The following is a 24,859-nucleotide window of genomic DNA, read 5'->3' as shown; positions in this document are numbered from 1 at the left end:
CGAGGGCTGAGATGGCTCGGTGCGATTTGGTGATTCGCGGCGGATCGGTATTCGACGGGCTCGGCACACCGCCGCGCGTCGCCGATGTCGGAATCACCGACGGCCGGGTCACCGTGATCAGCGCCTCGGCATTGCCCGACGGCGCGCGCACGGTGGATGCGGCGGGCAAATGGGTGATGCCCGGAATGCTCGACGTGCATACGCATTACGACGCGGAGGTGCTCGGCAACCCTGGTCTCGGTGAGTCCGTACGGCACGGCGTCACCACCGTGGTGTTCGGGAATTGTTCATTGTCGACGGTGTATTCCGAGGCCGAGGACTGTGCCGATATGTTCGCCCGGGTGGAGGCGTTGCCGTGGGATGCGGTGCATGCCGCAGTCAAGGAGCACAAGGACTGGGACGGTCCGCATGCCTACGCTCGCGCCCTCGCCGCGCGCCCACTCGGCGCGAATGTGGCTGTGCTACTGGGACATTCGGATGTGCGGGTCGCGGTAATGGGGCTGGCTCGGGCCGTGGACGCGGCGGCGCGGCCGACCGAGGTGGAACTGGACCGCATGCGCGAGATGCTGTCCGACGCACTCGATGCCGGTTTCCTCGGGCTGTCCACCATCCGCAGTTCGTTCTCCAAATTGGAGGGCGTGCGCTTCCCGACCCGACAGCTGCCGTCGACCTACGCCACCTGGCGCGAATATCGAGCGCTGAACGACATTCTGCGGCAGCGCGATCGGATCCATCAGAGCACGCCCAACCTGACGGCCCGCGTCGAGCTGGCGCGCTACTTCGCCGAGAGCGCGGGCCGACCGTTCCGTAAGCCGCTGAAGACCACGCTGATCGCGGGGATGGACGTCAAGGCCGACCGCACCGTCGCGCGGGCCGCCACGATCGCCGCCTGGATCGCGAATACCGTTGGCGGAGCGCAATTCCGGTGGCAGCATCTGCCGGTGCCGTTCGAGGTGTACGCCGATGGTGTCGATCTGGTGGTGTTCGAGGAGTTCGGCTCCGGTGTCGCGGCACTCAATATCCGCGATGTGATGAAGCGCGGTGAACTGCTCGCCGACGAATCCTACCGGCGACAGTTCCGCAAGGACCTGAGCAAGAAATACGGTCCCCGCGTATGGCATCGCGACCTCTACGACGCCCAGATCGTCGCGTGTCCGGATCCCGAGGTCATCGGCAAGTCCTTCGGCGAGGTGGCCGACGAACGCGGCATCCACCCGGCCGACGCCCTGCTCGACCTCACCGTCGAGCACGGTGCCCAATTGCGTTGGCGCACAGTCATCGCCAATGATCGCGACGAGGTGATGGACCGGCTCCAGCGCTCCCCCGTCGTCCAGGTCGGCTTCGCCGATTCCGGTGCCCACCTGCGCAATATGGCCTTCTACAACTTCGGCCTGCGCATGCTCGAGCGCGTCCACCGGCGCGCCTTCATGCCGCTGGAGACCGCGATCCACCGGCTGACCGGCGAACTCGCCGACTGGTACGGCCTGGATGCGGGCCGTCTGACCGAAGGCGCCCGCGCCGATATCGCGGTCATCGACCCCGCCGGATTCGACGGCTCCAGCGCCGCCTACGCCGAAGCCCCCGTCCCCGGTATCGACGGCCTGGAGCGCATGGTCAACCGCAACGACCGCGCCGTCGCCGCGACCATCGTCGGTGGTCACCTGCTGTACGAATACGGCGACTTCGCACCGGGTTTCGGCACCACGACCCAGGCGGGCACCTTCCTCGAAGCCAGGTGACCGACTCCCACCCCACCCCCAAACCACTGACCATGGTGGCAAATCGCGAGAGGCTCCCGCCACCAGTTCCACCTGATCTTGATCGATTCCCTCGGCGACCGATGAATTCGAGGGTCGAGTTTCGTCGTAGGTGGTGGAGGGGGCTGGTTATGGGCGGAGGAGATGCGATGACGGAGACCGAGGTGCGGGCGGCGATCGAGGCGGAGCGGGGTGAGCTGGCGGAAATGCTGGCCGGGCTGGAGGCCGAGGCGTGGGATGAGCCGACATTGTGTGCGGGATGGCGGGTGCGGGAGGTGGTTGCGCATATCACCATGCCGTTTCGGATGTCCACGCCGCGGTTCGCACTCGAAATGCTCAAGGCGCGTGGGAATTTCAACAAGCTGGCGGATAGGAGTGCGCGGTCGGATGCGGCGGTGCTGACAGCCGAGGATCTGGTCGCCGCGGTGCGCGACAATGTGGATCATCCGTGGAAGCCGCCGGGTGGCGGGTACGCGGGTGCGCTGAGTCACGATGTCATCCACGGTTTGGATATCACCGTCGCGCTCGGGCTCGACCGCGTCGTCCCGGCCGAGCGCATGCGAACGGTGCTGGGGGCGCTCTCGCCGAAGAGTGTCAACTTCTTCGGCGTCGACCTGGACGGGATCGAGCTGCGGGCCGATGATCTCGATTTCACCTACGGCTCGGGTTCGGTGCTCGCGGGTTCGGCCCAGGATCTGCTGCTGGTGTTGTGCGGCCGGACGCTGCCCGCGGGAAGTGTGCGCGGCGATGCGGCCGAGAGATTCACAGCGCCGGTGTCACCTTCGCGGTGACACCGGCACAAGCTCAGTGTTTGGTCAGCATCTTCGACTCGAGCGCCTCCAGCGTCGTGCCGTCGATCCCGAGCCCATCGCCGAGGAAACTGTCGAACGAGCCGTAGGACGCCTGGACCTGGTCGAACGCCGCGTCCAGGAATTCGCGCTGCACACCGAGGATCGGCTCCCAGAGCGCACGATCGGTCACCAAGCCCTGGGCGACGAGCCCGTCCAGCAGCGCCTTGTTCCCGGCCGCCAAGTTGTCGTTGGAGTCCAAGAAGTCGTTGTAGATCTGCCCCTTCGGGACATCCAGCGCGCCCATCAGGATCGCGGTCATCCAGCCGGTGCGGTCCTTACCCGCCGTGCAGTGGTACAGCACCGCGCCCTGCGCGGTAGCGATGTCCTTGAATGCCTGGGCGAACTGGGCGCGCGCGGTGGGGTTCGAAACGAACCACGCGTAGTAGTCGCGCATGATCTTGGCGGCCTTGCCGTCGCCGAGCGCCTCCTGCTGGGCGGCCGGTCCGGCCTGGATCAGTCGCGCCACCATGAGGTAGAAGTCGTTGGCCGGATCGTAGACCGGCTGTTCGGTGCGGCGGATCGATGCCGGGAGCTTATCGGGATCGCGGCCGGTCTCGGTGGGGCTGCGGAAGTCGATGACCTGAGTGATGTTGAGCGACACCAGCTTCTGCTGTTCGCCCGCGTCGAGTTTGGCCAGCGCGTCGGAGCGGTACACGACGCCGGTCGCGAGCTTACTGCCGCCCTTGGCCGGATAGCCGCCGATATCGCGGGCATTCGGCGCGTGCGCCAGACCCATCGGCCGATCGGCCTGGCCCGGGGACCGCAGCACCGGCACGGCCGGCCCCGAGAGCGCCGGACCCGCCGACGCCGGTCCGGCCAGCGCCGGGAGAACGCCGACCAGCACTGCGGCCGCGGCCGCGATCGTGCCGCGGAAAGCGCGCGAATTCTTCACGAGGGGTGTTCCTTTCATCAAGGGCCGCATATGGTCTGCGACCCAAGTCGGGCCGCGCTCAGTCGGCCAGCAGCGTGACAGTCCCGGCCGCGCCGTCCACGCGCACGCGCTGGCCGTCGGCCAGGCTGGTGGTCGCGGTCTTGGTGTCGACGACACAGGGAATGCCGAATTCGCGGGCGACGATCGCGGCATGGGATGCGGACCCGCCGATATCGGTGATCACGGCGGCGGCGTAGGCGAACATGGCGGTGTGGCCGGTGTCGGTCACCGCGGCGACCAGGATGTCGCCGGGCTCGATATCGTCATCCAGCGACAGCACCAGCTTCACCCGGCCCTCCACCACACCGGCGCAGACACCGATGCCGCTCAGGCTTTCGCCGGCAGTAAGCGCCGCCGCGTCGGGGACCGGTTCCCATTGTCCGGCAATGACATCGGGCATCCTGATGGTTTGCAGTCGAGTGCGTTCCGCGCGCCTGCGGGCCACCTTGTCGGCCGCATCCGCTGGGAGACAGAAGATTTCGTCCAGCGTGAGATAGCAGGCGTCGTCGATCACGCGCAATCGACCGGCGCGAACGAGCCGATCGGCCCGCTCGCGCACGGCAAGTCGCAGGCAGTGGGTGATCCGGACGACGCCGTCGCGTGCGCGTTCGCGGGCAACGGTAGCTCCGGCGGCCATCCGAGCCGTGCGACTCGGCGATGAATCCACGGTTTCACGCTTGGGCGCCGGCATTTGCGCGGCGCGGGCGGCGGCGCTCACCAAGAGGGCGGGGCGGTCACCGAATGTCGGGTTGACCAGCTCGCATTCACCGGGACCTCGGTGCCCGACCTTCGCCAGCTCCTCGTCGAGCGCGGCGGCGAAAGCAGGTGATTTCGTCCGCGTCGCATCGATATCACCGGCGCGCGCCGACTCGGCGAGATCGGCGTCGGCGCGGCAGAATTCGGCCAGGCGTTCCACCGCGAGCATGGGTTTCGCCGATTCCAACCGGGTCAGGTCGATCGGAACCTCGCCCGCATCCTTGCCGCGTGCGTGGATGGCGGTGGCGGCGCCGGTCATCATCACACCGATCGCGGCGGCCTGCCACGCCTGGTGCAGACGATCGCGCCAGAGCAGGGCACGGACATGCAGCTGCTCATCGGACAGTTCACGAATCTCGTTCGCGTTCAAAGCTTCCGCATGAGACGCGGCATTGATCAGCTCGGCCGTCTTGCCGAAACGGCGGGCGGTGGCGATGACCCGGGACGTTGCGCGCCAGGTCGCCAGCGTGCTGGCGAGCCCGGTCGGCATCGGCGGCTTGCCATGCGGCTGCAGGGCGATTTCGGCCGGGATATTCCCATAGGCGTCGCGGCGGATGCTCTCCTCATCCCAGCCCGGCATATTCTCGGCCGCGAGCACGCCGATCGAGGCATTGATGTAGATGTGGTGGCCGAGCACCGTGGTGACCCGACTCGTCCAGTGTTCCAAGGCGATTCCGTCGAGGGCGATCATCTCGCCCATGGCCTCGTTGCTGAGGCGGATGGCACCGGCCTGCAGGTCGATGGTCAGCGGTGTCATCGGGCCGGGGAGCGCCTCGGAAGTATTGGTCGCGGTGTGTACCGGGTAGCTCTCGTCGACCCGATCGTCGAATTCGCCTTCGAGACCTTCCGGGGCGACATCGGTGAGCGGATGGTTGTCCGACGTGGCGGCACGGGATGGAATCACGTGTGACGGCAACGGGATTGCGCCCTTCCGCGTGCGGAAGCCGCCGCCGTCGGGTTTGCGGCCGATCATCCCGCGCACCAGATCCGCGATGACCTCGCGTGCCGTCCAGCCACAGCGGAAGCCCCACTTCTCCTGTGCGACAGTGGGATCCAGGAGAGCGTGGCGGCCGGACCAGCCGGGCACCCGGGCCGAGTACCGTACCCCCGCTTCGCGCATCATGCGGCGTACCTCGTCGGTGGTCACCACGCCGAAGGCTGCGAGTTCGACGATCTCGAGCCCACCTTCGCTATGACCGGACGGCAGCGCGGTGGCGGCCAGTACCAGGAAGCGGTCCAGGTCGTCGCTGTGCAGCAGCTGGAATCCGTCGTCGGACTTCGAGCCGAGAATCGGCTCGAGTGCCCGGCGGGTTTCGTGCCCGATCCGGCGACCGGCGATCGGCGCGGTGCGCACCAGCACGCTATCCGCGCCCGACGCGTGCAGCACCGCCATCGCCTTGTCGTCCGGAAGCCGTGTCGAGCGAGGACCGACTGGAACCACCACCCGCGCACCGGCTTCGCGTGCGGCGGCGGCGATTTCGGCGAGCCCGCTTGCCGCCAGATGTACGACGCTCGCGCAGCCGTCGACAGCGTCGGTGTGGTCGGTCGTGATCCGCACCCGCGGATCGATGTAGCGATGCCGCCGCTGGTCCAGCCCGACCACTCCGTGCCCGGCGGCCAACAACATGCGCGCCACCGCGCGACCGCTCGGCTCGGTGATTCCGGTGACCAGGACCCGCATCGATTTCCTCTCCTCACTGGCGCCGGGATACGCGAACGTGACGCCGTTCACACACCATCGCGAGTGCGGGACGCCGCGATCGGTGCCAGTCCCACTGAACGGGAGTACCCGGCTCGACCACCGAGATGATCGATTCCGTCACTCGGTGGACGCGCGCAGCCTCGATGCCATGACGGTCCGCAGATCGGTCGCGCCGCGTGCCGCCGCCGAGGTGAAGTCCTATGACATCGAGACCGACGTGCTGGTCGTCGGGTACGGCAGTGCGGGGGCTTGCGCCGCATTCGAAGCCGCGACGGCCGGTGCCGAGGTTTTGGTGCTGGATCGGGCCGGTGGGCCGGGTGGCGCGTCGGCGTTGTCGGGCGGCGAGATCTACCTCGGCGGCGGTACGCCGATTCAGCGGGCGTGCGGGTTCGACGACAGTCCCGAGCAGACGGCGGCATTCCTGGTGGCGGCGCTCGGGCCGGGCGCGGATGTGTCGAAGATCGTGCACTACAGCGAGCACAGCGTGGCGCATTTCCACTGGCTCGTCGATCGCGGTGTGCCGTTCAAACCCAGCCTCTGGGATGCTCCCGCCTGGGTGCCGCCGACCGATGACGGGCTGATGTGGCTCGGCGAAAACAGTTGGCCGTTCACCGAAATCGCTATTCCCGCCCCACGCGGTCACCGGCCTACCGCGCATGACTTCGGCGGAAAGCTGCTGCTGGACTGCCTGGTTTCGGCAGCCGAATCTGCCGGTGTGACAGCGCAATACGACACTTATGCGACGAATCTGATTCTGGGCGAGAATGGCTCGGTGGTCGGCGTGGTGGCTCGACACTACGGCAAGGAGTTCGCAATTCGGGCTCGACGCGGATGTGTGCTCACCACCGGAGGTTTCGTCGACAACGACGATATGCTCGCCGCCCACGCACCGCGTCTGCTCGGCCACACCAAGGTGAGCGCGGGCACCGACGACGGCAGCGGCATCCGCATCGCACAGGCCGCCGGCGCCGCCGTGCGGCATATGTCGGCCGGTCAGGTCGGCGCCTCGCTGATTCCGGGCTTCGCCGCACGCGGCATGATCGTCAACCATCGCGGCCTGCGCTTCGTCAACGAGGACACCTATCCCGGCCGCATCGGCCAGGCCGCGCTCTTCGGTCACGACATGAACGTTTGGGTGGTGCTCGACGAACAGGGCTACGGGGAGGTGCCCGAACGCGAACGCTGGGGTGTGCGCCCGACTCACGTCGCCGAATCCATCGACGAACTCGACGAACTACTCGCCCTGCCGCCCGGCGCACTCACCGCCACCATCAACCGCTACAACGAATTCGCTTCGCGCGGAACCGATCCCGACTTCCACAAAGCTCCGCGCTGGCTGCGCCCACTGACACCCCCGCTGGCCGCCATCGACGTGAAAGCGGGCGTCCGCCCACCCTCGGAATCCGGCAACCGCCGCGGCACCGGCGCGTCCGTCTTCACCCTCGGCGGCCTCCACACAACCCTCGACGGCCACGTCCTCGACCTCGACGGCCTCCCCATACCCGGCCTCTTCGCGGCCGGCCGCGCCTCTTCCGGCCTGCACGGCGAGGGCTACATCAGCGGCACCTCCCTGGGCGACGCAACCTTCTTCGGCCGCAAGGCCGGCACCACCGCCGCGCGGTCATCCGAGCACTGACGCGATCAAGAGCTTCTCCAGCCGGAGCACTGTTTCCCAAGGGTGGCAAGGGAATAACTTTGCGTGCCGGGGCGTCGGCGGCGACCATGCAAGTTCGCTGCTCTTGGGCGGATCGTGCGGGAAGGTGAGACGGATGCGGCTGATCATGATCGATGGTGAAGCCGACGGCGGCGACGCCCTGGCGCAGGGGCTCGAACTGCACGGTCATCAGGTGGAGCGCAAGTATCGCGGGGCCGATCTGCTCCTGGCGCACCACGGCTATCACGCCGTTATCCTCGACATGGGTCTGCCGGATATGGACGGGTTGCAGGTGTTGCGCAAATTGCGCGAGGTCAGCTCGGTGCCGGTGGTGATCCTCGGCGAGCACGCCGATGAGCGTTCGATTGTGCTCGGGCTGCACAGCGGCGCCGACGACTATGTCGTCAAACCCGCGCGCATCGGTGAGTTGGCCGCACGGCTCGAGGCGGTCACGCGCCGGGTCGGCGTTGCCAGCGCCGCCCGGGGTAAGACGGTGACCAGCGAAGATGTTCGCGTAGATCTCGCGGCGCGGCGGGTTGAGGTGGCCGGGGAGCTGGTTCCGCTCACCCGGCTGGAGTTCGAGTTGCTGCGGGTCCTGGCCGAGCGGCCCGGAATCGCGGTCAGCCGTGAGCAATTGATGGACTGCGTCTGGGGCGACTCGATGCTGGCGGTGTCACGGAAGCTGTATGTGCATATGGCCTCGTTGCGCGCGAAGTTGGACCGCCCCGGGCTGATCACGAATATCCGCGGCTACGGCTATCGGTGGGGTCCGGACCCGTATGAGACAACCGCCGCATCGAGTTTGCTGCACGCGGTATAGACACCACCTCCGAGCGTTCCGATCACCGGGACTTCTCCCCGACGCGCCGCCACGGCCGCCATAGCGTCACAACTATGGCGTCGTCCGGCACACCGGTCGCGAGAACATAGGAGGACTCCCATGAACCCAGCATCGCGCAGCGATTCGATGAGGGGTGGTGGTCGGGTGACGGGTGGGCCCAATAAGGTGCTCGATCGGGTTCGGGATCTGCTCCCGGCAATCCGGGAGCGAGCCGCGGAGACCGATCTGCAGCGGCGGGTTCCGGTGGCGAGCATCCGGGAACTGACCGAGGCGGGGGTGTTCCGCATGCTGCAGCCGTCGCGTTTCGGCGGTGACGAAGCCTCCCCCGTGGCGTTCTACGAGGTCATTCGCACGATCGCGTCGGCATGCCCGTCCACCGGCTGGGTGTCGTCGGTGCTCGGCGTGCACCCCTGGCAGCTGGCACTTTTCCCGCTGCAGGCGCAGGAAGAGGTGTGGGGCGAGGATTCCGACACGCTCATCTCCTCCTCGTACGCCCCGACCGGTCGACTCACGCCGGTCGAGGGCGGTTACGAGGTCAGCGGACGGTGGAGTTTCTCCTCCGGCTGCGACCATGCCCAGTGGGCATTCCTGGGCGCACTGGCCCCGGACGAGCACGGCAACCCCAAGGACTATCTGACAATCCTGGTGCCGCGCAACGACTATCGCATCGATGATGTCTGGCACGTGGTCGGCCTGTCCGGCACCGGCAGCAACGATATCGTCATCGAGAAAGCCTTCGTGCCGCATCACCGCGCCTACAGCGCCACCGAGCAATCACAGCTGCGCGGTCCGGGCCAGGAAGCCAATCCCGCTGCGCTGTACAAGATTCCGTTCGCCGGCGTCTTCTCCAACACCATCACCGCACCCATCATCGGTGCCGCACAGGGCGCGTACGAGGCGCATATCGAGCGGATGCGCGAGCGGGTCCGGCTCTCCTACGGCGGGCAGAAGGTGGCCGAGGACGCATTCGCCCATGTGCGGGTCGCGCGCGCGGGCTCCGAAATCGACGCGGCCATCCTGCAGATGGAACACAACATTTCCGAGCAACTGCGTTATGCCGAAGCGGGCGAGGAGATTCCGTACGAAACCCGGCTGCGCACCCGCCGCGATCAGGTGCGCGGCACCGAGCGCGCGATCCAGGCGATCGAGCTGCTGTTCGACAATTCCGGTGGCCACTCGATCCGCAAACCCAATCCGATCGAACGACATTGGCGCGACGCACACGCTGGCAGTGTGCACGTCATCAATGACGTCGAGCGCGCCCTCGCCATGTTCGGCCGCGGTGAATTCGGGCTGCCGGTCGAAGATCGGATGGTCTGATGGACGCGGCGGATACCAGTCGCCATATCACCGTCGACGGGCTGAAACTTCGCTACCACGAGGCGGGTTCGGGTCCGCCGCTGGTGCTGCTGCACGGATCCGGCCCGGGGGTGTCCGGCTGGGCCAATTTCGGCGCGAACCTGCCGGTGCTCGCCGAACACTTCCGCTGCCTGATCCTGGATCAGCCGGGCTTCGGCGCGAGCGAGCGCCCCGAGGTGTACCAGCGCAACTATCTGCGCATCGCCGCCGACGCTGTGCTCGGACTGCTGGATCACCTCGAACTGCCGACGGTGCACCTGCTCGGCAACTCCATGGGTGGTGCGGTGGCGACCCTGGTGGCGCTCGAACACGGCCGGCGCATCGACCGGCTGGTGCTCATGGCGCCGGGCGGGGTCGGCGTCAATGTGCTGGGACCCGAACCGTCCGAAGGGATTCGGCGGCTGCTCGACTTCACCGGCGAGCCGACCCGGGAGCGGGTACTCGCATGGCTGCGGACCATGGTGTTCGACGAGGCGGTACTCACCGACGAACTGGTCGAGAACCGATGGGCCGCGGCGGCGGATCCGACCGCCATCGCGGCGATCCGCGACGCCTACGCGACCTTCGCGAATCCCGCTTTCGCGGAACCGATTCCGCTGTGGGCGCGGCTGCGCGCGTTGCGCAATGAGGTGCTGCTGCTGTGGGGCCGCGATGATCGGGTCACTCCGGCCGAGGGTGCGCTGCTGCCGTCGCGTCAGCTGCCGAATGCCGATCTGCGGCTGTTCGGGCGCTGCGGGCACTGGGTGCAGATCGAGCGCAAGGACGCCTTCGAGCGCGCGGTCATCGACTTCCTGAACTCCGGCCTGTAGCGCCGATGCCGAGGCGACATAGGCATCACTATGTCCGGCCGATATCGCATTAATTCGCGAGATCCGGGCGCGGGTTCGGAGTTACAGTCGGCCGGTGACGTGGACCGCACCCGAGATCACCAGAACCAAGCCGCCGCTGGTCGCCGACGAGCGGACCATGCTGCAGACCTGGCTCGACCTGCACCGCCGCACCCTGCTGTGGAAATGCGCCGGGCTCGAGGCCGAGCAGCTGAAGCGGCGCTGCGTCGCACCTTCGACGCTGTCGCTGCTCGGCCTGGTCCGCCACCTCGCCGAATGCGAACGCGGCTGGTTCCGCATCGCCACCTGCGGCGAACCGCTGGATTACCTGTACTGCAGCGAGGACAACCCGAACGGCGATTTCGACGATATCGCCAATGCCGACGCCGCCGCGGATCTGGCGACGCTGCACGCGGAGATCAAGTCGGCCGACGCCGCCGTCGCGGACCTATCCCTGGACCATGCCTTCACACACCGCAGCATCGAATTCAGCCTGCGCTGGGTCTATGTGCACATGATCGAGGAATACGCGCGACACAACGGCCACGCCGACTTCCTACGCGAACGCATCGACGGCGTGACCGGCGACTGACACCTCAGATCTGATTCCGGCTCACCCACGCGGCGATCTGCGTCCGCGAGGTGAAGCCCAATTTGGTGAGAATGTGGTCGACGTGGCTCTCGACGGTCCGAATCGAAATCACCAGCTCGCTCGCGATGCCCTTGTTGCTGGCACCCGCCCCGATCAACCGCGCGACTTCACGTTCGCGCCGAGTGAGCACATCCGCCGCAACGGTTTTCACCGGCGCAGCAGGCAACGGGGTGCCGAGCGCGAAAGCGACCGCCTCCTCCAACCCCAAGGCCGCGCCCGCATCGAAGGCGTCCCGAAACTCCTTCTCGCCCATCGCATCGCGCACCTGCAGGCGCACCTTGTCGCCGACGAATTCGGTCATCTCATGGGCGAGCCGCTGGGTACTGCCGCGGCGCACCGTCGACGCCGCACCCATCAGCCGTGCCGCACGGTTCAGATCACCATCGGCGGTCGCCACCCACGCGAGTCCGTCGAAACCGGACGCCGTCCACACACACCGGTCGAACAGGCTGAACAACTCGACCGCCCTGCGCAGTTCCACAATCGCCTCATCCTGCTCGCCTCGACGCCACCGATCGGTACCCACCGCCCAATGCCCCAGGCCGCCCAGCAGGTGCGAGCCGTAGTCCTGGGTCTTGGCGAGGAAGCGATCCGCGATCGCGCCCGCCCGTTCGTCCTCCAACACCAGCGCACACACATATGCGAACGCGAGACTCTCCATCTCGACGCCGTGGTGGGCACAGGCACGCGCACGGTCGGAGGCGGCCTCGGCGATATCGAGTGCCTGTCTCGGTTCGTCGTTGGCGAATGCCAGTAGCGCGACGAGCAACGCATGTTCGACGAGCACGTCTTCGGCATCGAGTTCGGTTGCGATATCCAGACATTCGTCCGCGAATCGGGTCGCGGTCTCCGGATCCGACAGCATGGCCGCGATCACCGAGGCCGCGGCGAGCGCGCGCGCCCGGTCCTTCGTATGGTCGCGATCCTTCTCCAGTGCTTCCAGGAGCCAGCGATAGCCTTCCAGCAGGAAGCGGTAGTGCTCCCAGAACGGGCGCAGTTCCGTCGCGATCTCCAGTGCGCGATGGGCGCTTTCCGGATCGGCGAGCGAGAACTGCAGTGCCGCACGCATGTTCGGATGTTCGCGGGTGACGTCACGGAACCAGGTGACATCCTCGCTACCCCAGTACGCGGTGCGGCCCTGCGCGGCGATCCCGTGGTAGTAATCGCGATGACGCAGCCGCACCGCCCGCTCACCACCGCGGGCGACCAATCCCGCCAATGCGAACTGACGCAACGGTTCGAGCATGGTGTAGCGCCCGGTACCGTCGCTGTTCTGCCGGTAGCCGAGCACCGACTTGTCCACCAACCCGGTCAACGCGTCCAGCAGCACATCCGGGACCACGCAGACCGCCTCCGCGGCCTCCAGATCGAAACCACCCGCGAAGACCGACAGCTGCTCCCACAGGTGCTGTTCGTCGGGCGTGCACAGGTCATAGCTCCACCGGATCGCGGCCTCCAGGGTCTGCTGCCGTTCCGGCGCGGTGCGCAACCCCGCGGTGAGCAGCCGCATCGCATCGTCCAGACGCGCGAGCACCTGATCCGGCGTGAACATCCGCAACCGCAATGCCGCCAACTCGAGTGCCAGTGGTATGCCGTCGAGCCGACGACAGATCGCCGCGAGCACCCTCCGATTGGCATCGGTGACCTGGAAGTCGGGATTCGCGGCGACCGCCCGGTCGATCAGCAGCCGCAGCGCATCGCTGTCTACGTGCGCTGGACGTGCCTCGTCCGCATCCGCCTCCGGAACGGTGAGCGGCAATACGGGCATGACCTGCTCCCCGGACACCCCGAGCGACTCGCGACTGGTCGCGAGTATCCGCACGTCGGTGGTCGTCGGAATCAGCCGGTCCACGAGTTCGGCACATGCGCCGATCAAGTGCTCACAGTTGTCCAGGATCAACAGCAGGTTCTTGTCGGCCAGGAATCCGGTCAGGCTGATAACGGGTGAGGTGGTGTCGTCGCGCAGACCGAGCGTCTGCGCGACGCTCAACGCCACCAAATCCCCATCCTGCACATGCGCCAGCTCAACCAGCCACACGCCGTGGGGAAAGGCGCGACGCACCGTCTCCCCCACCCGTCGGCTCAGGCGGGTCTTCCCGACGCCACCTGGCCCGGTCAGCGTCAACAGCCGGGTGCTGGACAGCAGCTTGCGCGCCGTGGCGACCTCCGCGTCACGACCTACGAAGCTCGTCACCTCAGCGGGGAGGTTCCCTGTCACGTGCCGCACCACGCTGCATACCTTTTCATGCGCGGCCGCCGTCCCGGGCATTTTGACCGAGATGTCGTATTGCTACCCGTTAGGAGACTAGCGCGTTCGCGGCTCGGATGACCGCGGCCAGCGATGCGGTGAGCACTGAATCACTGCGTCCGCATGCCCATCCGGTATGCGCACCGCTGCGGTACTCGAGGTAGGTGATCGCGGTCCCGTCGTTGCCCGGCCTGATCGACTGCTGGGACAAGCCGAGCACCTCGACCAGATAGCCCACCCTGGCCAGTGCCGCGGTGAGCGCTTCGACGGGACCGATATCGCGATGTTCGCTGCGCTCGGCGACACCACCGACGCTCAGCGTGACCTCGGTGCACGCATCGGTCGTGCGCCATTGCGTCAACTCGACCGACCCCGCGCGGGTGTGCAGGTAGGTCGCCTCGAACAGCTCGTACAGTTCGGCGGCGGTGATCTCCAGACCGGTGTCATCGGTGCGCGTCTGCACATGCCGCGCGAAATCGATCTGCAGTCGACGCGGCAGTTGCAGGCCGTATTCGGACTCCAGCAGATATGCGATGCCGCCCTTGCCGGACTGGGAATTCACCCGGATCACCGCGTCATAGCTGCGCCCGATATCGGCCGGGTCGATCGGCAGGTACGGGACACGCCAATCGAGTTCGCGTTCATCGATACCGGTCGCGGCCGCGCGATCGCGATGTTCGGCCATACCCTTCTTGATCGCGTCCTGATGGGTGCCGGAGAACGCGGTGTGCACGAGGTCGCCTACGTATGGATGCCTTTCGTGGATCGGCATGCGCGTGCAGTACTCGACGGTCCGGCGAATCTCGTCGATATCGGAGAAGTCGATCATCGGATCGATGCCCTGCGCATGCAGATTCAGCGCCAGCGTGGCGATATCGACATTGCCGGTGCGTTCGCCATTGCCGAAGACACAGCCCTCCACGCGTTGGGCTCCCGCGAGTACCGCCAGCTCCGCGCACGCGATACCGGTACCACGGTCATTGTGCGGGTGCACCGACAGGATGACGCTGTCGCGCCGGGCCAGATTCTTGTGCATGTACTCGATCTGGTCGGCATACACGTTCGGTGTCGCAACCTCCACCGTGGCAGGCAGATTCAGGATCACCGGCCGCTGCGCAGTGGCGTCCCACAGGGTCGTCATGCGGTCGCAGATGTCGAGTACGAAATCGGGTTCGGTCAGGTTGAATACTTCGGGCGAGAATTCGAATCGCACATTCGCCAGATCACCGGCGAATTCGAGGACATCGCGGCCACCGGACACGATCAGCTCGCGCAGTTCGTCGGTGTCCTTGCCCAGCACCACATTTCGCCATACCGGCGCTGTCGCGGTGTACATGTGGACGACGACCTCGTTGCGGATTCCGCGTACCGATTCCACCGTGCGCTCGATGAGATCGCGTCGGGCCGGGGTGAATACCACGATCGTGACATCCTCCGGCGCGAGGTCGGTGTGCGCGATCAGGCGGACGAAGTCGAAATCGGTCTGCGATGCGGACGGGTAACCGACCTCGATCTCCTTGTAGCCCATGGCAACCAGCAGTTCGAAGAATCGCCGTTTGCGCGCCGGATCCATGGGTTCGGCCAGCGCCTGGTTGCCGTCGCGCAAATCGACCGGCACCCACAGTGGCGCGTGGCTGAGCCGGGCATTCGGCCAATCACGTTCGGCGAGTGGCACTTCCACTCGATCGTAGACACTGTGGTAGCGCTGCGAGGGCATCTGCGAATGTCGCTGCCTGTTCCAGGCGGAGATGGCACCGGCGGGCGTGGCGATGGTGGGGAACGTGGTCATGGTTGCTGCTTCCTGGCCTTCGCGGCCGTCACAGAGAACGGTGACCGGCCACGACGAAGCCCCACGGCGGGTGGCCGGTCGTTAGGCCCCGCCGTGGCGGCTAAGCAGAAGCGTGGTGCGCATGATTGCTAGACTATACACAACTCCTCAGACAAGTAGAGAGGTTCAGATGGTCTCGCAGGTACGGCGCCACCCCCTCGCGGCACAGGCGGCGGAACTGCTGCTCACCCGCGTCCGAAACGGGGAATGGCCACTGGGACATCGCCTTCCGGGCGAAACGACCCTCGCTGCACAGCTCGGCGTCGGGCGCTCGACGCTGCGCGAAGCGATCCGCGAATTGGCGGGCAAGGGCGTGCTCGACAGCCGTCAGGGCGCGGGTGTCTTCGTGACCGCGCTGGATGTCACCGAGGACTGGGATGTGGTGCTGCGCCGCGCCACCATTGCCGCGGTCATCGAAGCCCGCATCGCCATCGAGGCCGAGGCCGCCGCCCTGGCCGCGCAGCGCCGCACACCGGCCGACCTGCGCGCGATCCGCCGGGCGCTGGCCGCACGGGAGGCGCACGGCGAACCGACCGCCGACCATGTCGATGCCGATATGGCATTCCACCGCGCCGTCATCGTCGCCGCCCACAACGATGTGCTCACCCAGCTCTTCGACAGCTTTCTGCCCCGGCTGCGGGTGGCCATGATCGATATGCTGAAGATCCGCCCGGTCCCCTCCGAACCCGCCGACCACGACGCGCACATTCGGCTCACAGATGCGATCGCACATCGAAATTCCAGTGCCGCAGCGGAATTCAGCCGACAGCACCTGACCGCTCTGAAAGACGCATTCACGTGATGACCGAATGGAGATCTCCCGTGCCCGAAACCCCAGTGCTGCAACTGAGCGAGGTCACCTTCCGCCGCGAAGGCAAACAGATCATCGACGGCATCTCACTGACCGTGCACGCGGGCGAACACTGGGCACTGCTCGGACCCAATGGCGCGGGCAAGAGCACCCTGCTCGGCTTCTGCGCCGCGATCACCTTCCCGACTTCGGGCACCGTCGATATCCTCGGCCAGCGGATGGGCCGCGTCGATCTGGCCCCACTGCGCCACTCGATCGGCCATGTGAATCCGCGCCATCCACTGCGGTATCCGCTGACCGTCCGCGAGGTCGTGCTCACCGGCATCACCGCCACCATCGACACCCCGATGCGCTGGACGCCGACATCGGAGGACCTACGCCGCGCCGACGCCATGATCGACACCGTCGGCCTCAAAGGTAAGGCCGAGGAGATCTGGCCGACGCTGTCGCAGGGCGAACGCGGCCGAACTCTGATCGCGCGGGCGCTCATCGCCGAACCACGCCTACTGCTGTTCGACGAGCCGTCCACCGGACTCGATGTGGCGGCTCGCGAACAACTCCTGGAGACCATCGACGCACTCGGCCGAACCCATCCCGAGGTCGCCTCGATCCTGGTCACCCACCATCTGGAAGAGTTGCCGAGCACCACCACCCATGCACTGCTGATCGCCGACGGCCGGACCGTTGCCACCGGTCCCGCCGTCGAAACGGTCACGACCGAGACCGTGAGCGCGGCCTTCGACCATCCGGTCACGGTCCGCTACGACGACGGTCGCTGGACCGCGCGTGCCGCCGTGCGCGCCTGGCCCGCGTGACGAATGTGCCTTTCGAAAAAATTTCGGCATCCCCGCACGATCACGACCACTGCCGCCCAAGCGGCAAATTGCCACCACCCTGCGCGGTCGCCGCACACGAAAAGTCAGCCCGCGTCGGCCGGGGCTATGACCGCGACCGAATTGGGGGAGCGACGGTTCGGTCGTCACCGTCTCGGCGGCATCGTGGCGAGGTGACATCGCCGATTCGAACAGCAGGGCCGCGACGATGCCGGCCACGAGGAATCCGACTGGCAGATACATGGCCTGGCTCAGGGCTGAGCTGAGTAGATCCTTGATGGGGTCGGGGATGGCGTCGGCTCCCATGCCCCCCTTCCCGATCTTGCCTCCCCCCAGACCGTGCGCGGACATGCGCGCGGTGATTGTCGCGGCGATGGCGGCACTGCCGATCATCGAACCGATCTGCGGTAGGTGCTTTCTCTGCGGACATGGGTAACCGGTCGATGTCCTGCGCGGGCTTCGCGTCGTAATACCTGGATGGAGGAACAGCATGACCCGCACCGGTCTATCCCGCACCCCCAGGCACATCGCCCAGAGCAGCGTGTTCGCGCGTCTCGCCCGCGCCGGCTATGTCATGTCCGGCCTGGTCCACCTGCTCATCGGCTACATCGCCATCCGGCTCGCGTTCGGCGGTGGGGGCAACGCTGATCAATCCGGGGCGATGGCGGAACTGGCGAATAAACCGGGTGGCGAGATCAGCCTGTGGGTTGGCGTGGTCGCGTTCGTGCTGATGGCGCTGTGGCGGCTGGCGGAGGGCGTCTTCGGCAGTGCGTCCGAGCCGGGCGCCGAGAGCCGGAAGTCCGAAGTGTTCGATCGGGCCAAGGCACTCGCGCTGTCCGTCGTCTATTTCGCATTGGCGATCACCGCGTTCCGTTTCGCACTGGGCAGTGGGCAATCGAGCAGCAGCCAGAGTGTCGGGCTCACCGCACGCCTGATGCAGCACACGGCGGGCACGATCGTGCTCGTCGTTGCTGGGCTGGTCATCATCGGGGTGGGCGGTTACCACGTACACAAGGGAGCCACCCAGAATTTCCTCGACGATCTGCGTGGGAGCCCGAGCGCCTTCGTGCGGCGGCTGGGCACGGTGGGCTACATCGCTAAAGGGCTGGCCGTCGCCGCGGTCGGTTTGCTGGTGATCCTGGCGGCGACCGAATCCGATCCGAACAAGTCCGCAGGCCTGGACGGGGCCGTGAAAACGCTCGGCGCGCAACCTTTCGGCATGGTCCTGCTCCTGATCGCCGGGGCAGGCATAATCACCTACGGGCTCTACAGCTTCGTCATGGCCCGCAGTGCCAAGATGTAGCGCCGAGCGGCTACCGCACCCCTGGTCAGAAGCCTGGGTTGATGCCAAAGGTATTGCGTGACGGGGCCGCGTATTCGACGTCTTCGATCTCCACCCGTGTGGCGATCCGTACACGGTCCCCACACTGGTACGGGCGAGCCGAGCGCAGCTTGGTCGCGGCGGCACTCTGGAACTACTTAGGCCACATTCGTCACCGCTGGCCTCGAAGCTCTCGCGGTGACGGATGAGGGAGCCCGCGTGAGGAATGTGCCTTTCGGAAAAATTTTCGGAAGAATGTCGATTCGAGGCGACGCCGTTCGATGCGTTGAGTGAGGGTCGGACAAGCCGACCACTGAACCGAGGATGGCCAGATGCGACACATGATGCTGATCCGAGTCGACCCAACCGATGCGCCGGCTCCCGACGAGGCGCTGATCGAGCAGGTCAACAAGGTGATCGAGGAAATGACCAAGGCCGGGGTGCTGTTGGATACCGCCGGTCTGCACCCGATCACCGAGGCCACCAAGATCACCCAGTCCGGCGGTAAGCAGACCGTCCTCGATGGTCCTTTCACCGAGTCGAAGGAAGTCGTCGGCGGGTACTGCCTGCTGCAGACCAAGACGAAGCAGGAGGCGGTGGAATGGACCTCGCGCTTCCTGAGCGTGCACGGGCCGGAGTGGAATATCGAGATAGAGATTCGGCAGGTCGTCGAGGGCTGATCCGATAGATGAGCCGGTCGCCCGAGCAGATCCGAGATGCCGTCGAAACCGTGTGGCGGATGGAATGGCCGCGCCTGGTCGCCGGCCTGACCCGGATCGTCGGTGATATCGACGCCGCCGAGGAACTGGCCCAGGACGCGCTGGTCGCGGCCCTGGAGCAGTGGCCACACGACGGTGTGCCGCCGAATCCGGGCGGCTGGCTCATGCTCACCGCGAAACATCGGGCGATCGATCGGGTGCGGCGTCATCGGAATCTCGCGCGGAAGCTGACACTCGTCGGCCATGAACTGCGGACCGCTCCCGAGTCCGATTCGGCGGAGGATATCGAGGACGATCTGCTGCGCATGATCTTCACGGCTTGCCATCCGGTGTTGTCACAACCGGCCCGGGTGGCGTTGACGCTGCGGTTGCTCGGCGGATTGACCACCGAGGAGATCGCGCGCGCCTTCGTCGTACCGGAATCGACTGTCGCCCAACGCATTGTGCGAGCCAAACGCACCATCGCCGCCAGGCGCGTGCCGTATGCGGTACCGCAGGGTGACGAGCTGACAAGGCGTCTGGATTCGGTGTTGGAGGTCGTGTACCTGATCTTCAACGAAGGCTATTCGGCGACGGCGGGCGATGATTGGATCCGCGTCGAATTGTGTGAGGACGCCTTGCGATTGGCGCGAATGCTGGCGAGTCTGCTGCCCGATGAACCGGAAACCCACGGCCTCGCCGCGCTGCTGGAATTGCAGGCCTCGCGCTCGGCCGCACGGATGAGTCCCACGAAAACCGTTGTTCTGCTGGCGGATCAGGAGCGTGTCCGATGGGATCAGCTGCTGATCCGGCGTGGTTACGCCGCACTCGGCCGGGCCCATGCCCTCAGCCGCGATCGCGGGATACGACCGGGCCGCTATGCGCTGCAAGCCGCGATCGCCGCCGTGCACGCCATGGCGCCGAGCGCCGAGGAAACCGATTGGCGGCGTATCGCGGGCCTGTACGCGGTTCTCGCCGAACGGTTTCCGTCCCCGATCGTCGAATTGAATCGGGCCGTCGCGGTCAGCATGGTGCACGGCCCCGCAGCGGGTCTCGAACTCGTCGACGCGCTCGTCGTCACTGGCACATTGGACAACTATCACCTGCTCCCCGCTGTCCGCGGCGACCTGCTCGACCGGCTCGGTCGACCGGACGAAGCGCGTGCCGAATTCGCCCGTGCCGCGGAGCTGACCGGGAACAATGCCGAACAGGCGCTACTACTGGACCGCATGGCCGGATGTGAATAACCGCGTCGCGCTCCGAAAGATGATCGCCCGCGACACATGTGACCTCGATCCGCGCCGATCGGTCCGGACGCCGGATCGCGATCAACAGTGCGATATTCGCACCATCGCTGTAACCGACCAGGTGCTCCGGGCCGCCGATCACCTTGTCCAGGAACGCGATCGCGTCATCGGCCATCACGTCGTAGCTGATGGGGCCGCGATACCTCGGCCTCGGCCAGTTGCTTCAGCGTCAGCAACTGTTTGCGCATCATAACCACATCGCCCAGGGCCAGCACGCGCGCGATGAGCCACGGTGCGCCGCACTGCATTCGGACCATCAGTCGGGTCCCGTGCGCTTCGGGTCGCACCGCGTAAGTGACGCAGATCTTCCCGGAGACCAGGGTGATATGGCGGCACAGCACGAAGGAGACGAGGGTGAACGCGGACATGAACCGCTGTCCCACCTCGAGTTCGGTCAGCGCCGGATCGCGGTGGCGTGGGCTGCGCCTGCCGAAGTTGTCGAGCAGGTCGTAACTGTAAGGCGCGACCCGCAATTGGCACAGCCAGCCATACACCACGCTGGGTGGCGCGTCGATGCTGATGGCCCGATCCGCCTGCACCCCACCGGGTTGCACCTCGTCACAGGGCAGGGGGAGTTCGCACTCGGCCTCGGTGGCACCCCAGACCAACCCCGGGATCATGCCGCGGCCGCGATTCGGCGGAGCATATCGCGCACCACGATCTTGTGGACACCGGTGCCGATGACCAACGCGCGGTAGACCTTTCCGCGCAGACTCGGAAATTCGGCCCAGCTCTGCGCTCGCACCAAAGTGCGACTCGGCCCCTGCTCGTCCAGTTCGAAGACCAGCGCATACCGCGAGAACCAGTGCCGCCCCCGCAATGCCAGTCGAGCGGGCTCCTCGGCGGCGTCGAGTACGAAGCCGGTCGGCGCCTTCGACGGATCGTCGGGATCCTTGCAGACAACTTTGAGCAAGGCTTTCCACACCCGATCGCGATTCGCGTCCACTGATCTGGCATGCTCATCTATGTAGGGCAATCGCTCCATATAGAAGGAACGTACTAGTACATGGCGCCTCCCCGCAAGCACGACACCGACGTGATCCTCGACGCAGCGCGCACCCTCGTGCTGACCGACGGTCCCCGCGCCGCCAGCGTCGCGGCGATCGCCGCGGCCAGTGGTGCACCCGTCGGCACGCTCTATCACCGCTTCGGCAACCGCAACGGTGTGCTGACCGCGGCCTGGCTGCGCGCGCTCGAACGCTTCCAGGACCGCGTCAAGGCCGCCGCCACCGAACCGGACCCGGTCGAGGCCGGTGTCGCGATGGCGGTGGCGAGCATTCGCTTCGGTCGCGAATTACCTGACGACGCAAGGCTTCTGCTGAATCTGCGCCCCAGCGATCTGCTCGACGGCGGACCGGATGCGCAGTTCCGTGCCCGGCTCGACGAAATGAACGCACCGCTCATCGACCACCTGCGCCGCATCGCGGCCGCCCGCTTCGGCCGCGACGGCGACCGCGAAATCGACGCCGTCAGCCGCGCCGTGGTGGACCTGCCCTACGCCGCGCTGCGCCGCCACGCCCAGGCCCCCGCCCTCCCCGCCTGGCTCGAAGCCGACCTCACCGCTGCTGCCCGCGCCCTGCTCGAGTCCTACCACTCCTGAGGATCGCAAGGAAGCGAGGTTCAGGCGCAGACCTCGACACCGCGTCTACGGGACGGTGAATTCCATAACCAAGTGGTTCTGTGGTCCGCAGTGGCGATGGGCTCATTCCCCGGCGACGATCTCAGGGGTGAGTTTGTCCAGGGTGTCGATCACCTCGGCGGCCAGGGCGAGGGCGTCCGGGGCGGGCGGGTATTCCGGGCGCGGGGCCGCGATGACGCGCATTCCCGCGGCGTGTGCCGCGCGCAGTCCGTTGCTCGAATCCTCGACGGCGGCGCATTCGGTGGACTTGTGCCGCATGAACGCGGCCGCCGCCACGTAGACATCGGGTGCGGGCTTACCCCGATCGACCTCCTCGGTCGAGAAGGTGACGCCGAAGAATTCGATCAGCCCGGTGCGCCCGAGCACCGTATCGATCAAGCTGCGCGGCGACGAACTGGCCACCGCGAGCGGCCAGTGTTCACTGATGCGCTGCACCGCCTCGACCGCGCCCGGCAGCAGTGGCACCGACTGCTCGTATTGCTGCGCCATCCGCTCGATCACATCATTGGCCACGGTATCCGGCGGCACACCGACACCGAGTTCACCGCTGAGATAGTCCGACCACTCCCCCGTACTCATCCCCATCAACCGCTGCTGTGTATCGGGAAGCCAGCGCCCGCCCTTCTCGGCCACATACGCGCGGCGCACCTGCTCCCACACCGGCTCGGAGTCGATCAGGACGCCGTCCATATCGAAGACAACAGCAGCAATGTGCATATGGGACAAAGCCTTTCGCCGGGCAAACACCGTTCGGCGACGACCCGATGGCCGACCCATCGACCCGCCCCGCGGTGGGGGGTTTCGGAAGACCTGATGAGGAACGAGTACCCACACTAGGCCAGCCAACCCTGCCCTCGCATCCCACCACCATTTCACCGCCACATTCGGCGGCTTCGCCCGATTCCAGCACATCGCGCAGACCCGCCGAACGAGCATTCGACCGGCAACCGATAACGTGTTCTATATGAACGAAGAGCAGGTCGGCCACTCGCTACCGAGCGAGGAGCACCACGAGGGCGGGTTCCGGCCGATGTCGGAGCTGATCGACGCACAGCTGGACGACCTCGATATTTCGCGCGGCGGCCCGCACTACGGCGCATTCATCGAACAGGTGCGCAGCCTGATGGATCGGGCCCGGCTGGCATGTCCGACCGATGAGCTCGCGCTGGAGACGATCGGCGTCCTCAAACAGCTCAACGACAAGCTGGACGCCGCGATCGTCGACGAATGGTCCGCGCCGGCCTGGACCCGGGCCGACCTGCCCTCCCGCGGCAATATCACCCTCCCACCGTTCGTCGTCGACAAGGCGAGCCGGGACGGCGTCGATGCCCGCATCACCTTCCGCACCTTCCACCTGGGCGGCAATAAGGCCGCCCACGGCGGACAGGTCGCGGTCGCTTTCGATGATCTGCTCGGCATGGCCGCGGCATTGCACGCGGGCGAGGTGACCCGCACCGCCTCGCTGACCGTCGACTACCGCTCCATCACCCCGCTCAATACCGAATTGCGGGTGCACGCCTGGACCGAACGGCAGGACGGCCGCAAGGTCTACGTCCGGGCCACCCTGCACGACGGCGAACGCCTCTGCGCCGAGGCAGAGGGGCTGTTCATCGTGCTCAAACCAGGTCAGCAGTGAGAACCGAGATCAGGTGATTACATCCGATCTCGGGTGCCCTTAGCTCGTCGGGAAGTGTTTGTTGCGGTATTCGGCGAAGCGATCGTCGACCTGATCCGCAGTGAGGCCGAAGTCCTCGAGTGTGTAGCGATGCACGGGACGGGCCGCGCCCGAGGTGCTTTCCGCATGCAATTCCGCCATCGCCGCTTCGGCCTCGGAGCTCAGCTCGATATCGAAGTGCCGGTAGATCGATCCGACGGTGCCGATCGGGTCGGCGACGAAATCGTCGTAGTACACATCGCAGAACTGAGCGGCATTGTGCCGCTTGCGATCCGCGAGGAACTTATCGGCACCCCTGGCCCACAGATCCAACTGTCCCGCACCGACGACCGGACCGCGGAACTTCTCCGACCACCCCGCCGAGGCCTGCTCGTTCAGACTGCACACCGAGGCGATGATGGTGCGCGGATCGCGGTGCATCTGGATCACCAGCGCATCCGGATACACCTCGAAGATCGCGTCCAGCGCGAACAGATGACTCGGGTTCTTCAAAACCCAGCGCCGGTCGGCATCGAGCATCCCGATCAACTGCAGGTTGCGCCGATGCCTGCGATAGGCATCGGTCCAATCCTGTTCGCGCAACCACTCGGAATAGCCGGGCACATAGCCCAGGCATTCGTAGGACACCGACATCAACGACTGCCGCAGCAGCTGCCAGCACTCCTCCACCTGGTCCGCCGAAATATGGTGCACGCCCATGAATTCCGGATGCTCCACATGGTGCTGTTCGAAGGCCGCCTCGATCCGCTGGTACACCGGATTGTCCGCCCAGGTCTCGCGCGGCGGGCGCGGCTGCGGCATCTCGGTGAGCCACATTTCCAGGCCCTGATGCGCCGGATCCGCGTTGAGCAGCCGGTGCACCGCCGTGGTACCTGAACGCGGCAGGCCGGTCACGAAGATCGGGCGCTCGATCGCGACCTCGGCATGTTCGGGAAAGCGTTGCCACGCGGCCTCACTCAGCAGCCGCGCGATCAGCGCACCGCGTAGGAAGGCCCGATTCACTTTATTGCCGAAGGGCGTCAGCTCGGCTTCCTTGGCATAGGACTCGAGCAGCACTGCCAGGCCCTCGCGGTAGCCGTCATCGCCGAAATCGGTCAATCCGACGACCTTGGTCGCCGAGGCGTGCAGATCGTCGATGGTGCCGACGTCGTCTCTGCCGATCACAGTCA

Annotated in this window: 22 protein-coding genes; 14 read left to right on the top strand and 8 right to left on the bottom strand. The window is 66.4% G+C overall.

The window, feature by feature from the left end; all coding sequences use genetic code 11:
• Positions 1–11: 11 nt before the first annotated feature.
• Together ACZ60G_RS21580 and ACZ60G_RS21575 are read left to right on the top strand one after the other, a co-directional pair.
• The gene (locus tag ACZ60G_RS21580; protein WP_465811818.1) at positions 12–1,739 is read left to right on the top strand and encodes an N-acyl-D-amino-acid deacylase family protein; all 1,728 of its coding nucleotides are present in this window, start codon (positions 12–14) and stop codon (positions 1,737–1,739) included.
• A gap of 167 nt (positions 1,740–1,906) precedes the next feature.
• A complete protein-coding gene (locus ACZ60G_RS21575) occupies positions 1,907–2,548 on the top strand; it encodes a maleylpyruvate isomerase family mycothiol-dependent enzyme (RefSeq protein ID WP_465811817.1) in 642 nt (213 codons plus the stop codon).
• A gap of 13 nt (positions 2,549–2,561) precedes the next feature.
• Here ACZ60G_RS21575 and ACZ60G_RS21570 read toward each other — a convergent pair whose 3' ends face one another.
• Positions 2,562–3,500, bottom strand: a complete 939-nt coding sequence (locus tag ACZ60G_RS21570) for a tyrosine-protein phosphatase (protein ID WP_465811816.1) — start codon at positions 3,498–3,500, stop codon at positions 2,562–2,564.
• 58 nt (positions 3,501–3,558) lie between these two features.
• Positions 3,559–5,976: a PEP-utilizing enzyme gene (locus ACZ60G_RS21565; protein ID WP_465811815.1), complete on the bottom strand. Its 2,418-nt coding sequence runs from the start codon at positions 5,974–5,976 to the stop codon at positions 3,559–3,561.
• 169 nt (positions 5,977–6,145) lie between these two features.
• On the opposite strand from ACZ60G_RS21565, the gene ACZ60G_RS21560 reads away from it, so the two are divergent.
• From ACZ60G_RS21560 to ACZ60G_RS21540, 5 genes are all read left to right on the top strand, one after another.
• Entirely contained in the window at positions 6,146–7,633 is a 1,488-nt protein-coding gene (locus ACZ60G_RS21560; RefSeq protein WP_465811874.1) for an FAD-dependent oxidoreductase, read from the top strand.
• A 133-nt stretch (positions 7,634–7,766) separates the two neighbouring features.
• Positions 7,767–8,471 (top strand): response regulator transcription factor, encoded by a 705-nt coding sequence (locus tag ACZ60G_RS21555; RefSeq protein ID WP_465811814.1) that lies wholly within the window; start codon positions 7,767–7,769, stop codon positions 8,469–8,471.
• Positions 8,472–8,618: 147 nt separating this feature from the next.
• Positions 8,619–9,812, top strand: a complete 1,194-nt coding sequence (gene hsaA, locus ACZ60G_RS21550) for a 3-hydroxy-9,10-secoandrosta-1,3,5(10)-triene-9,17-dione monooxygenase oxygenase subunit (RefSeq protein ID WP_387293214.1) — start codon at positions 8,619–8,621, stop codon at positions 9,810–9,812.
• Positions 9,812–10,660, top strand: a complete 849-nt coding sequence (locus tag ACZ60G_RS21545) for an alpha/beta fold hydrolase (protein ID WP_465811813.1) — start codon at positions 9,812–9,814, stop codon at positions 10,658–10,660. The genes hsaA and ACZ60G_RS21545 overlap by 1 nt, the downstream gene beginning before the upstream one ends.
• Before the next feature lie 94 nt (positions 10,661–10,754).
• On the top strand, positions 10,755–11,270 hold the full coding sequence (locus ACZ60G_RS21540) for a DinB family protein (RefSeq protein ID WP_465811812.1): 516 nt from the start codon (positions 10,755–10,757) through the stop codon (positions 11,268–11,270).
• Positions 11,271–11,274: 4 nt separating this feature from the next.
• Here ACZ60G_RS21540 and ACZ60G_RS21535 read toward each other — a convergent pair whose 3' ends face one another.
• Together ACZ60G_RS21535 and ACZ60G_RS21530 are read right to left on the bottom strand one after the other, a co-directional pair.
• Positions 11,275–13,548, bottom strand: coding sequence for an ATP-binding protein (locus ACZ60G_RS21535; protein WP_465811811.1), 2,274 nt, complete (start codon positions 13,546–13,548; stop codon positions 11,275–11,277).
• Between the two features lie 79 nt (positions 13,549–13,627).
• Positions 13,628–15,295, bottom strand: coding sequence for a 2-isopropylmalate synthase (locus ACZ60G_RS21530; protein WP_465811873.1), 1,668 nt, complete (start codon positions 15,293–15,295; stop codon positions 13,628–13,630).
• Positions 15,296–15,536: 241 nt separating this feature from the next.
• On the opposite strand from ACZ60G_RS21530, the gene ACZ60G_RS21525 reads away from it, so the two are divergent.
• The 5 genes from ACZ60G_RS21525 (at position 15,537) to ACZ60G_RS21505 (ending at position 20,316) form a co-directional block, all read left to right on the top strand.
• Entirely contained in the window at positions 15,537–16,208 is a 672-nt protein-coding gene (locus tag ACZ60G_RS21525; RefSeq protein ID WP_465811810.1) for a FadR/GntR family transcriptional regulator, read from the top strand.
• A gap of 20 nt (positions 16,209–16,228) precedes the next feature.
• Positions 16,229–17,032 carry an ABC transporter ATP-binding protein gene (locus tag ACZ60G_RS21520; protein WP_465811809.1) on the top strand — a complete coding sequence of 268 codons (804 nt, stop codon included), beginning with the start codon at positions 16,229–16,231 and terminating at the stop codon, positions 17,030–17,032.
• Positions 17,033–17,540: 508 nt separating this feature from the next.
• Complete coding sequence (locus tag ACZ60G_RS21515; protein ID WP_465811808.1) at positions 17,541–18,353, top strand: DUF1206 domain-containing protein; 813 nt, start codon at positions 17,541–17,543, stop codon at positions 18,351–18,353.
• Positions 18,354–18,703: 350 nt separating this feature from the next.
• On the top strand, positions 18,704–19,051 hold the full coding sequence (locus ACZ60G_RS21510) for a YciI family protein (protein ID WP_465811807.1): 348 nt from the start codon (positions 18,704–18,706) through the stop codon (positions 19,049–19,051).
• Positions 19,052–19,059: 8 nt separating this feature from the next.
• Positions 19,060–20,316: an RNA polymerase sigma factor gene (locus tag ACZ60G_RS21505; protein ID WP_465811806.1), complete on the top strand. Its 1,257-nt coding sequence runs from the start codon at positions 19,060–19,062 to the stop codon at positions 20,314–20,316.
• A gap of 164 nt (positions 20,317–20,480) precedes the next feature.
• On the opposite strand, the gene ACZ60G_RS21500 is transcribed toward ACZ60G_RS21505, so the two are convergent.
• Both ACZ60G_RS21500 and ACZ60G_RS21495 read right to left on the bottom strand, forming a co-directional pair.
• The gene (locus ACZ60G_RS21500) at positions 20,481–20,996 is read right to left on the bottom strand and encodes a hypothetical protein (RefSeq protein WP_465811805.1); all 516 of its coding nucleotides are present in this window, start codon (positions 20,994–20,996) and stop codon (positions 20,481–20,483) included.
• Entirely contained in the window at positions 20,993–21,322 is a 330-nt protein-coding gene (locus ACZ60G_RS21495; RefSeq protein ID WP_465811804.1) for a hypothetical protein, read from the bottom strand. The genes ACZ60G_RS21500 and ACZ60G_RS21495 overlap by 4 nt, the downstream gene beginning before the upstream one ends.
• A 60-nt stretch (positions 21,323–21,382) precedes the next feature.
• On the opposite strand from ACZ60G_RS21495, the gene ACZ60G_RS21490 reads away from it, so the two are divergent.
• Positions 21,383–21,976 (top strand): TetR/AcrR family transcriptional regulator, encoded by a 594-nt coding sequence (locus ACZ60G_RS21490; protein WP_465811803.1) that lies wholly within the window; start codon positions 21,383–21,385, stop codon positions 21,974–21,976.
• A gap of 102 nt (positions 21,977–22,078) precedes the next feature.
• Here the strand turns inward: ACZ60G_RS21490 and ACZ60G_RS21485 are convergent, their stop codons facing one another.
• A complete protein-coding gene (locus ACZ60G_RS21485; RefSeq protein WP_465811802.1) occupies positions 22,079–22,732 on the bottom strand; it encodes an HAD family hydrolase in 654 nt (217 codons plus the stop codon).
• A gap of 247 nt (positions 22,733–22,979) precedes the next feature.
• On the opposite strand from ACZ60G_RS21485, the gene ACZ60G_RS21480 reads away from it, so the two are divergent.
• Positions 22,980–23,651 (top strand): PaaI family thioesterase, encoded by a 672-nt coding sequence (locus tag ACZ60G_RS21480; protein ID WP_465811801.1) that lies wholly within the window; start codon positions 22,980–22,982, stop codon positions 23,649–23,651.
• Positions 23,652–23,690: 39 nt separating this feature from the next.
• Here ACZ60G_RS21480 and ACZ60G_RS21475 read toward each other — a convergent pair whose 3' ends face one another.
• A complete protein-coding gene (locus ACZ60G_RS21475; protein WP_465811800.1) occupies positions 23,691–24,854 on the bottom strand; it encodes a sulfotransferase family protein in 1,164 nt (387 codons plus the stop codon).
• Positions 24,855–24,859 lie beyond the last annotated feature (5 nt).

Source organism: Nocardia sp. NPDC102475 (assembly GCF_055584605.1).
The sequence above is the reverse complement of the archived record's forward strand: the minus strand, read 5'-3'. Positions and strand labels throughout refer to the sequence as shown.